The organism is Mesorhizobium sp. P160219 (assembly GCF_057786095.1).
Genome location: NZ_JBYNWG010000001.1, coordinates 1,989,561 through 1,999,697 on the forward strand (window position 1 = coordinate 1,989,561; position 10,137 = coordinate 1,999,697).

General features: G+C 59.9%; 7 protein-coding genes and 3 pseudogenes. 2 read left to right on the forward strand and 8 right to left on the reverse strand.

From position 1 onward, the window contains the following. Positions 1 to 141: 141 nt before the first annotated feature. The 3 genes from AC3EMP_RS09650 to AC3EMP_RS09660 all read right to left on the reverse strand — a co-directional run bounded on the left by AC3EMP_RS09650 (position 142) and on the right by AC3EMP_RS09660 (position 1,417). Positions 142 to 420, reverse strand: a complete 279-nt coding sequence (locus AC3EMP_RS09650; protein WP_023750315.1) for a hypothetical protein — start codon at positions 418 to 420, stop codon at positions 142 to 144. Between the two features lie 41 nt (positions 421 to 461). After that, positions 462 to 758: a hypothetical protein gene (locus AC3EMP_RS09655; RefSeq protein ID WP_352713807.1), complete on the reverse strand. Its 297-nt coding sequence runs from the start codon at positions 756 to 758 to the stop codon at positions 462 to 464. Positions 759 to 913: 155 nt separating this feature from the next. After that, entirely contained in the window at positions 914 to 1,417 is a 504-nt protein-coding gene (locus AC3EMP_RS09660) for a hypothetical protein (RefSeq protein ID WP_352713805.1), read from the reverse strand. A 355-nt stretch (positions 1,418 to 1,772) separates the two neighbouring features. On the opposite strand from AC3EMP_RS09660, the gene hemN reads away from it, so the two are divergent. Together hemN and AC3EMP_RS09670 are read left to right on the forward strand one after the other, a co-directional pair. After that, positions 1,773 to 3,203 carry an oxygen-independent coproporphyrinogen III oxidase gene (gene hemN / locus AC3EMP_RS09665; protein ID WP_352713803.1) on the forward strand — a complete coding sequence of 477 codons (1,431 nt, stop codon included), beginning with the start codon at positions 1,773 to 1,775 and terminating at the stop codon, positions 3,201 to 3,203. A 195-nt stretch (positions 3,204 to 3,398) separates the two neighbouring features. Then, a complete protein-coding gene (locus tag AC3EMP_RS09670) occupies positions 3,399 to 3,572 on the forward strand; it encodes an isopentenyl transferase family protein (RefSeq protein ID WP_488362092.1) in 174 nt (57 codons plus the stop codon). 133 nt (positions 3,573 to 3,705) lie between these two features. Here the strand turns inward: AC3EMP_RS09670 and AC3EMP_RS09675 are convergent. The 5 genes and pseudogenes from AC3EMP_RS09675 to AC3EMP_RS09695 all read right to left on the reverse strand — a co-directional run. Continuing rightward, positions 3,706 to 4,224, reverse strand: a pseudogene (locus tag AC3EMP_RS09675) (transposase); the annotation flags it as partial. Between the two features lie 181 nt (positions 4,225 to 4,405). Continuing rightward, positions 4,406 to 4,839 (reverse strand): annotated as a pseudogene (locus tag AC3EMP_RS09680) (PfkB family carbohydrate kinase); the annotation flags it as partial. A 192-nt stretch (positions 4,840 to 5,031) separates the two neighbouring features. Further along, positions 5,032 to 5,223, reverse strand: a complete 192-nt coding sequence (locus AC3EMP_RS09685; RefSeq protein ID WP_023679698.1) for a hypothetical protein — start codon at positions 5,221 to 5,223, stop codon at positions 5,032 to 5,034. A 933-nt stretch (positions 5,224 to 6,156) separates the two neighbouring features. After that, positions 6,157 to 8,691 (reverse strand): two-component system VirA-like sensor kinase, encoded by a 2,535-nt coding sequence (locus tag AC3EMP_RS09690; RefSeq protein ID WP_488494607.1) that lies wholly within the window; start codon positions 8,689 to 8,691, stop codon positions 6,157 to 6,159. Positions 8,692 to 9,332: 641 nt separating this feature from the next. Further along, a pseudogene (locus tag AC3EMP_RS09695) lies at positions 9,333 to 9,709 on the reverse strand (type IV secretory system conjugative DNA transfer family protein); the annotation flags it as partial. Positions 9,710 to 10,137: the final 428 nt, after the last annotated feature.

Sequence of the window (10,137 nt, forward strand, 5' to 3'; positions counted from 1 at the left end):
CAGCGCGGGCGCGGCCCGGATCGCACGCAGCCAGTCGAGGCGTTCGCGCAGTGAGGTCTTCATGCTGGCCGAGACATATTTGCCCAGCTCTGTGGCCGCCCCGTCATGCAGATCGGCAAAGGTGTCGCCTTGCAGTTCCGGTTAGATGGCGACCTCGTTCTTGTCGACTGCAAGGCCAAATCCAGGCGTGGCCTGCGGCCGCATTGGGTCGGCAATGCCCGCCGGCACCACCGCATCGCTCGGGCGCTCCAGGCGAAGGCCGAGGCGCAGCACGTCGCTGCCGTCAGTGACAGGGCTTGCGGAACCCAGTCCGCTCCATCCAACCGGGCACGGTATCGTGATCGTCAGCCAGTCGTCTTTCACGCCAGAGGCGAAGACCTTGACGGCGGCTTGGAACTTGTCGAGCGGCTGGCGCAGCAAGTCCCGAAGGATCTTGAATTCATTAGGTGAATCAGACGCCTTTAGCGCGCGCTTGTGTGTTCCAACCTTTGCCACGTTTGCGGTGAGGGCGCCGCTCTGCGACGGCACGCCCCCGCGCGGGCATCGGCCTCATAGGCCCAGCGCTGCAACACCAGTTCGGCGCTGCCGCGGTCCACGGCCAAAATCAGGTCCGCCAGCGGCTCATAAATGGAGCGGAGCGCGGTTGGCCTTGCCTCGCCGTTGTCAGCCGGCGCCAGAGCCTTCTTGAGGTATTGCCGCAAGAAACCAAGTTCGAAGTGCGCAGGCGAGAGATAGAACCGCCAGCCCATCAGCGGCATTCGCTGCCATGGTCGTCCCGCAGCGCAGCTGTGGCAGGGGTTTGGATATCGGTTGCAAGCGGCAACATCACCGTCGGGGCCGTCAACGGGTAGCGCTGCGTATTGATGTTGCAGGTACCCGTCGAGCGTCCAAGCCAATTGCGGGGTCAGGTAATTTATGAAGCGCAGCGTTTCGCTCGCCAGCCGCTCCGTCTCGGCGTCGCGCTCCTCGCCGCGGGCGTCCTGTGTGAAGAATGCGACAGGAAATAGCCAAAGAACCGCCCGCTCGGAGGAGGCGCTGCGACCAGCCAAGGCGCCGTGGCGGGCAGGTAGCGCGCGGAAGGCATCGGCACCGCCGCATCGGGATAGGTGAGGAAGGTCACGACACGTCCGGAACGGCTCAGTTTGGGCGCGCGGGCGATGACTTCGGGATCGTCGCTCGCCAGCGCAAGCTTCAGCTTGTTGAAGTCACTCAGCTGTGCGAGCACGGGCCGGTTTGCAGGTGCATTATACGGGGAGGGCGTGTAGGCGACTTCAAAGCGGTCGAGCACGCGATCGGTCGAGGCGCTCCATCGGCTGGTAAACGCGCCTTTCAAGATGCAGATCGGGGCTCGTTCCGCGCCACCGGTTTTGAGGAGCGCCAGTCCCCCGAGGATCCGATTGAAGAGCGGATCCGTCACGCTTGCCACCGGCAACACCAAATCGACGCTGGCGCCCTGGTCAAGGAGGTCCTTGCCCCCCCCGGCGTCGGCGCGAAGAGCCGCTTGAGGGCCCGGAGCCGGCCGGACGCTCGCAGCGTCGACGCATCCGGCGAGCCGACGAGATTGGCGTAGTTGGTCGATTCCCAGTCATCGGCGTCCGGGGCCTCGTAAACGTCGTTCAGGGTGCCGTAGCGCGAAGTGATGGGCAGCGGCGCCTGTGGCCCATTGCTAAAAAAGATCTAGATTCGAGCCCAACGGAACGGACTGACATAGCGCAAGGACCCAGGCGGGCGCGGTGGGTAGGGTTGGTTGTTATCAGTATGGGATTGTGCCTTTGCAGACCACGAAATTTCGAGAGGCCCGGCTGCCTTGGTACACTATCTATCCGGCTGTGTCGGAGTTCTCCGGGGCGGTCGGCGCCGAGGCTTATGAGGCATGGCTCAGGAACCTGCCGGCTGAGGATCCGGTGTCACTCTATCTGCACGTTCCGTTCTGCCGATCAGCCTGCTGGTATTGCGGCTTCCCAACCACCATCACCCGCCATGATGCGCCCATCCTCAACTATCTGGCGGCGCTGCGTGACGAGATCCGTCTGGTTTGTGAGCGAGTGCCGAAGACGCTGCCCGTGAGCGACATACATTTCGGCGGCGGAACGCCGTCTCTCATCGGACCAGCCGAGTTCCTCGCTCTGATGGAGTTCCTGCGATGCCGCTTCGCCATCTCGAAAACAGCTACGGTCGCCATCGAGATCGATCCACGCACGCTCACGCCCGAGATGGCGGAAGGCTTGGGAGCGGCCGGCGTGAACCGCGCGAGCCTGGGCGTACAGAGCTTCGATCCCATTGTTCAAAAAGCGATCAACCGAATCCAGAGCGAGGCCCAGACGTCGGCTGCCGTGGAAATGCTGCGCCGGCATGGAGTAAACCGGATCAACTTCGACCTCATCTACGGCCTGCCGCGTCAAACGGTGGAGTCGTGCGTCGAGACGGCGAGGGCGGCGGTCGCCATGCGCCCCGACCGGCTTGCCTTGTTCGGCTACTCGCATATCCCATCCCAAATAAAGAACCAGCGCCTCATCGAGGCGGAATTTCTTCCCCACAGCGCTGCCCGCGCTGAACAGCATGCGGCTGCCGCCGTGACGCTGGTTGCCGCCGGCTACCGAGAGATCGGGCTCGACCATTTCGCCTTGCCGCACGACGAGCTCGCGCTGGCACAGGAAACAGGTCGCCTACGACGTAACTCGTTGGGCTACTCTGCCGATACCTGCAGAACCCTGATCGGTTTCGGCGCGTCGGCTATCGGCCGCTTTGGCCAGGGGTACGTTCAAAACGAAGTTACACGGGATTTCTACATCCGGCACATCGCAGCTGGCCGACTGGCGACATCGAAGGGCCATCGCCTCACAGACGACGACCGCCTGCGAGCCGCAATCATCGAGCGATTAATGTGCGATTTCGAGGCTGACGTGCCGGCAATCTGTGTCGCCCACGGATCTGATTTGATCCGTCTTCGCGGTTCAGATGAGCGTTTGGCGATGCTGGCCAAGGACGGAATAGTGGACTTCGAAAACGGTTTTGTCCGCGTACGGCGGGAGCATCGCTTTGGGATTCGCGCTGTCGCTGCCGCATTCGATGCTTTTAGGGATGGCCTTCCGTATCCCGCAGGTGAGGGCAAGCACACAACACGGAAGCTAACACAGGGAGTATCTTTGCCGGAGAGAACGATCTGCCATCGTGCGGTGCCCGTTAGTAGTGAAGCGCCCTAAAATGTCGACATACGCGTTGAACTGGACCGAACCACGAGAACAGCCTATCCAGTTTGTTGTCGGCAGTTAGTTCGAAAACAAGGGCTTCTAAGCGGTAAACACATGCTAATCCATTTGATTTACGGGCCGACCTGCAGCGGCAAGACAGACGTTTCAATTTAAATTTCACGAGAGGCCGGACGGCCGGTCATTGCGTTGGATCGTGTACAATGCTGTCCTCAAATCGCTACGGGCAGCGGGCGTGACTCGGATCCCGAACTGCAATCTACCCAGCGGGTTTACTTGGATACGCCTCCTGACCGCGGGCACAACCACGCCGTGACTGCCCGTCGTAAGCTGATCATGCACGTGGATGAGCTTAGATCTTAGCCTGGGCTCACTCGAAGCCGGCTCGATCTCCCTTCTTAATTCACATGGCGCGAGTCAGCATCGGGCTGCTTGTAGAGAGAGCAAAGCGAGTTGTGTGCGTCAAGTCCTGCAAAATGGGGCGGCCATATGCTGGTCATGCGGCTTGGCGCAGAGTGAGCTTCTTGTGCTCGCGCAGGTAGGCCTCCATCCAGTTTTGTTGGTCTCGACGGCCAACGCCCTGACCAGGCGCAGGCAGCTTTCGGTGTTGGGGAGATGCGCACGACATAGGTGCGCCGGCGGATTTCCTCGTTGAGCCGCTCCAGCATGTTGGTGGATTTGAGATGCTTGGGTGCTGTCTCGGCAGCCTGAAGAAGGTCAGGGTTTGTTCGATGGCATCCTCGGCCCAGCCTGTCAGGCGCGGATAGCGTGCCGACCATTTGGCAAGCCATACGGCAAGATCAGCCCTGGCCTCTGCGAGATCGCGCCGGTCGTAGAGCCAGCGCAATTCCTGCAGGCAGTCGTCGCCGTGCTTCCTCGGCAGATGATCGAGCGCGTTCCTGAGGAAGTGCACGTAGCAGCGTTGCCAGGCGGCTTCGGGGATCACCTCGCCGACAGCTGCCACCATGCCGGCGTGATCGTCGGACACGACCAACCCGATGCCCTTGCTTTGACGGCAGCGCTGGCGGTCTTAACTTCAGTCTTGTCATGGTGGCGTTCCTTCGCGGCAATCGGTGACGTGAACAATCACCAGCCTGCCATGACCGCCCCCTCTCAGCGAATTTGCAGAACTCTCAGCACACTACCCCGACGTACTCACCCCGATAGTCCCGGCGATCCAGACGACCTGCTGCTGCCGTGCCGGAGCGGATCAGCTCGACGAACTCGTCGCGGTAGGGGTCGACGCAAAACGAATACGACAGCGTCATCGACACTTCGCGCCCAGCGGCATGCGCCAGCCGCGCGGTCTGCCGGATCGCTTGCTTGGCGCGCGGCGGGTCCCCCAGATAGCCCTCGAAATAAGTGACCTTGGTGCCCGAAGCCTTGTCCGGTTCGACATCGTCGGGCCGAGTTCGAAGCAGGCGCCGAGATAAGCGCTCGCCATCGGGCGTTACGAAGATCATCGAGCATGCCGTCGGTGGTTGTGCCACTAGCGGTTCGGTGTCGAAGGCGACGCCCTGGGCGTGGATGTCGTGGGCGTAGATCTCGCCGAGCGCGTCGTTCGACACCTGCCGAAGAAGGCGGCGCGCCCGCCGAAGCTGCCTACGCCGGCGGCGGTGTTGCCGGCGCTGCATTGCCGATGCAAAGAACGTCATAGTCCGGCGTCAATGTCTCCGCTTGGGAACCCGCCGGCCTTCTTACCACGCCGGCCGGGCGCGGGTCTGGCAAGTGGGCCTTCCTTTTGCCAATGCGTTCGTTCCCGGCCCTCACGGGGCGGCGAGTCCCTGCCACCTGAGGCTACATGGCGGCCGTGGAGATTACCTCAGCAGCGGCGCCCGATCGGAAACCTTAGCACCTCCGCGCTTTGGCGTGGCTGCTTGAACTCTTCGACGGCAACCGCCTCAATTAGCAGATCCAAGGCTTCTCGGCCCCTTTGACTCATCGGGTCATCCCCACAAAGGTAGTCATACGCTCGATCTAAATGCCCTCGGGCGGCGGAAAAATCGCTTGTCATATCATAGAACCCTCTCCATCCGCCCGCATTGCCGTTTACGAGGTGAAGGTGGTGCAATCGTCAATATATACAGACAAATTTGAATTAAGTCGGTGATGATCATAGAGGTCGAGTCCCCGACCTGACAGCGCCATCGAGCCCGCCGACGACCACTCGCTGGCGCTCACGGGCGCGGCGCTGAGTAGTGAAGCGCCGTAAAATGTCGACACAGGCGTTGGTGAACTGGACCGAACGACGAGAACAGCCTATCCAGTGTGTTGTCGGCAGTTAGTTCGAAAGTCCTGCTACACCCGATCCGATGCCTCTCAACGCCGAGGCCGCACCTCCGTGCCGAAGCCGGCCTCCCCAATGGTGGGTCGAGCCTTCGCTTACCCCGTGCTTGCCTCACAGATCCGCGACCGAGAACCCAGCCTCATGCTCCCGCCCTGCCGGGGCCTAGGTCCATCAAGCATGGATGGAACACGTCGGAACCTGGGACATCGCTTGCCCGGCCGGGCGGCGATAGCCTTGTCGGGGCAGGCGAAGAGCCGTAGCCGAGTGATGAGCGCACAGGAGAAGTCTGGCGTGAATGGGGCGATGATTGTCAAGCTTTGCTTTTCGTCAACCATCTTGCATGACCGATTGGCGACCATCTCCTCGTCCCGACCCTATATTACCCGTCGCCTGTCGCCGCCAGCGCGCAGTGACTTGTCAAGGATGGAGGCCCGCAGACCCCATCGCGCGGCGACTTGTCCTTGACGGTCACGAGCACGGCGGCAGGTTTGCTGTGGTCGGGGAGCCCTTCCTTGGGCGGAAGCCGACGACAGTGTTCGAGGGGAACTCGCCATGAGCCGGGTGCGCAGAGATCGTCCGACGCTCTTGTATTTGCTGGATCCCAGCCGGCTCCGCCTCCGATTGCCTCGGTAGCTCGGTAGCCTGAGCGCGTCGGCGGCATCATGCCATTATCATCCTACGGATTGCATGCTCCATCGTCCTGGACGAGACCGGTTTGGCTAGCCAAAGGACGAAGGTCTGATTACCAGATGTGATCGGCATGGGGTCGCTTCCACCAACGACGATGATGGGCACCGTCATCAGGGTGGTACGTACGGCTTCGGGCTGTCCTGGCCCGAGGAAAGTCGCTTGATCGAAAATTAGGAGGTCGGCTGCCTTCCCGCTCTCGATCCAGTCGCAAAGACTTTCGAAGGTCGCGAAGCCGACAGGCTTATAACCAAGCGCGGCGATCTTATCGTTGTAGATCTCCAACGCTGCTGGATCGGACTCCACGACTGCAATGATTTCTCCATTGCCAAGTGATCCATCGTATGGACCGGAAGCGCTATCAGCTCTGACCTGCTCCTCAGCGCAGGCCGGTAAGTAGAGATCGAAGCGTGTACCTCGGCCAACAGCCGAGGTGACGTCAAGGCATCCTGCGAGCGCGCTCACATGGCGGTCCACCGCAGCAAGACCCAGTCCGGTCCCGCCGACGCGAGAGCGCGTGGTAAAAAAGGGCTCAAAGATGTGCGGAAGCACCGAACTTGCGATTCCTTGGCCATCGTCGCTGATGGAGAGGAGAACGTAATCTCCCGGTTTCAAGGTGCCCTTAGCCACGGGCTTCGTTTGACAGACGTGAGCGCGAGAAACGCTAATCTCGACACGGCCCTCATTCAAGAGAGCCTCCGACGCGTTCTTGCATAGATTTATAAGGATTTGCTGTATCTCGGTCGGGCTGCCCTCGATCACCGTTTGCCACTCGTTGATCTTGAAGTTCAACTGAACATCCGCACGAAGTGTAACCCGCAGCAATGGCGCGAGATCCATTACACTCTCCGAGACGTCGAAAGGCATCGTCACGCGCTTCCGAGTTCGGCTTAGTGACAAAATTTGATCAATAATCAGCTTGGCTCGGTTGCTGGCCAAGATAATTTGGCCGATGTGGCCCCGAATTCTCGAGGGGCGGCGCACAAGACCTTTAGCCATCTCTGCGTAGCCGACTATTGCTCCTAGAACATTATTGAATTCATGTGTAACGCCGCTTGCGATTGTGCCGACAGCCGTCAGCCTTTCCGCATGCTCCCATCGACTCTCAAAAAGGTTACGTTCCGTGTGTACACGTTGCATTTCAAGATGGTTGGCTAAACGCACAGTAGCGCTCGCCAGAACCAGGAGGTCGTCTGTGGAGGGTGGTGAGCGATCTCCTTCAAAAACAAGGATACAAACGGCAGCCTGCTGATCGGAGGCCCTGCAACCAACAATTTGACAAACACCGGTAGTGCCTACGGCAGTCCGAACCACTTCCGACGCCGGAACGACGCGAAACACTGGCTGTTCCGGGTGTACAAGTGAGACGACTTCATGGATTAGCGTGGCGTTCCAGACGCGCATGCGCTTGTTCGCGACAAAGTACTCGGTATTCCTGCTGATACTCGGATCCACCAGAGCAAGCGCGCATTGATCTGCATCGAAAACGCATTGAATGAGTCTAAGCGCTGCTTCGGTGGAGAAGCGCCGCGAAGCCTTCGTTGCTTGACTGTCGATGAAACAAGCTTCGATCTCACTCATCGCCGCTTCAAGCTCTAACCGCCTTTCCACCCGGTTCGTCCGCACATGCAGCGTGGAGGCTCGAATGGTCGCAAACAAGCAGAGGCATATGGACACCAAGCCAAAGAAAAGTCGTGTACGCTGCGCTTGCGCGCTGGCGAAGCTGTAGGCTTTCAGATGTTCTCGCTCCAATTCGGCAGCCTTGGCGAACGTGTCGAAGGATGGGATCCGATTGACAGCGCGGTCCAACCTCAACATTGAGGACAGGATAGCGCGGCCCTCGCGGGCAACATCCTCCGTGACTTGGTCCTGGCTAGGAGGAAGTCGGCGGAGAGACTGATCGATTTGTAATGCGAGGCTGAATCCCGGTCTGGCCGAAAATTGAAGGATCAGATTGGAAAATTCAGGCCTGTTCGACACCCCCCCCCGAAGGCGATTAGCCGAGCGAGCAAAGCGTACCAGAGAGCTTTGCAGAAGCTCATTTTGCGCGGCCGAGGCCGAGATGGCAGCTTCTGTGTTTTCGAGGGAATTTTTGAGCTGTGCAACCAACCTGGAGTGCACCCCGGAGCTCTCATTGGGCGAGATCTCAACAAGGCGTTGGTAGTTTTGAAGGTTCCTTTTTAATGCTTGCCCGGTAGAAGCAACGGAACGGAAGTCCAATACCATGTCTGCGCGGGCGACGTCTCGCTGGAGCAATGCGTAGTTGATCTGAATCGTCCGCAGTTCGCTTAGGACCGCCTCGTTGATCTGGGGGTCTTGCCACTGTATCGCGACCAAGAGCGCGACCGAGGCCACTAGGGCCATTACAGAAGCTTTGTCGGTACTGAGCCATTTTTCCCAAACGAACGGCGTTTGATCCGCGGTGCGTGCCTTGCGAAGGTCCGATTTTAATTCTAGCTCCCCATCGCGTCGGTGTGCGGCCGGATGCTGCTGGAACAGGAAAGCCAAGTGTACCTCTCCCCTCAAATAGGCGGTGTAGACGCCGTTGCACTCTGCCCCCATGGCCCGCTGACGTTCCATTGATTCGCGGGCGTTTCGACCTCGACGGCGAGGCGGCAGCACAAGGCGGGCAACTGATCGCAGTTTTCGGAACTGGTCTTCCGAGAGATCATCGAAGGGGCATACAAGCGCACGCCTGCAGCAGCCGAGGATGATACCGGTCGGTCAAACGCAACTGGCGAGGGCCGGATCTGCTGTTGGCTGGCAGCTAACACTGGAGGGGCGGCGGCCTCAACTCCGGCGTGCCTAGAGCCGGCTGCTGCGAAAGCGTCCGACACGCTTCCCTTGGGGTCATCCCGTCCAGCGGGCATCCTTGGATCGCTGAAAAAAGACGAGGCGGCTTGATGATCCTGCCCTCGCTGAAGCACCTCGCGAAACCCCTTTTCCAGTCGCAGAAGCTCATCTGGACCGGTAGGCGGCTCGTCAGCTCGACCATCGAACAGCGGCCGGAGCGCCTCGGACACGTGCTGCTCAAAGCCCACTCGCCGGGCCTGGACCGCTTGCCCGTCTTCCAAGCCGGCGTCCTGCACCTGCGACAAAGCTGTTACACGGGATGGATTACTATTTCGCGGGTTCATACTAGCCTCACATCAAACTGTATCGTCAAAGTCCTGCGCCAATTCACACAGCGGGTCATCGAGTTGAGATTCTGCGGAGAGCGCCTCCTCTGCTCCCGTCAAGGGCGCCGGCTCCGGGAGGGCGCCTGTCTGGCTTTCAAAGATGCGTTTCAGAATGCGATCCGAAAATATCGCACCTTCCTCAATTTTAATGGTGGCAGACCTTTGATGAGAACAATCTCGTAGTCGTCATCGAGCAGCCGAACCTGTTCGGGACGCAATAGCGGTGCACCTTGATGTGAATTCTGAATGTTCCAATCGAACGTTCGCGCCTGGCTGTAGGAAATCGATTGGGCTTGAAATGTGAATCCACCGATAGCTTTGGAAATGTAGTTCGGAGTCTCGTCATCTACCTCGATGTTCCTAGAAGCGCGCCGGCAGCCCGGGCGGGGGGCTTGGGGTTAGACTGCCAGCGCACGCCACTCATAAAGAGCGGCCTCTTTTCGCGGTTCGGACACCCATAGTCAACCCGGCAACGTCTGGATGCCCGCTGTGCTTTTTGCAGAGCGGCGATGCCGGGCATATCGGCCGATCCTGTCTAGGATGGTGTGGCCACTCTCGTCGGCCGAGTTGATGCTCCAGCCAGTATCGCCTTGCCGACCAGCATGAGTTCGCCGTTAGCAATCCATCGTTGCGAGCCGAGACCGAGGTAAAAAGCGCGTGTTATCGACTATGTAGCTGACGCTCCCGCTGACGCAGGGTTCCCGCCACTGCCTCGAGGACTACCTCGAAATGAAATACCGCTGCACGGGCGGCATCTGAAGCATGGGCTTGCAGG

What these genes read in the sequence shown, in the direction of transcription:
- AC3EMP_RS09655 (WP_352713807.1), bottom strand. Translation starts at nt 758, where the DNA reads ATGCCGCTGATGGGCTGGCGGTTCTATCTCTCGCCTGCGCACTTCGAA.
- AC3EMP_RS09685 (WP_023679698.1), bottom strand. Translation starts at nt 5,223, where the DNA reads ATGACAAGCGATTTTTCCGCCGCCCGAGGGCATTTAGATCGAGCGTAT.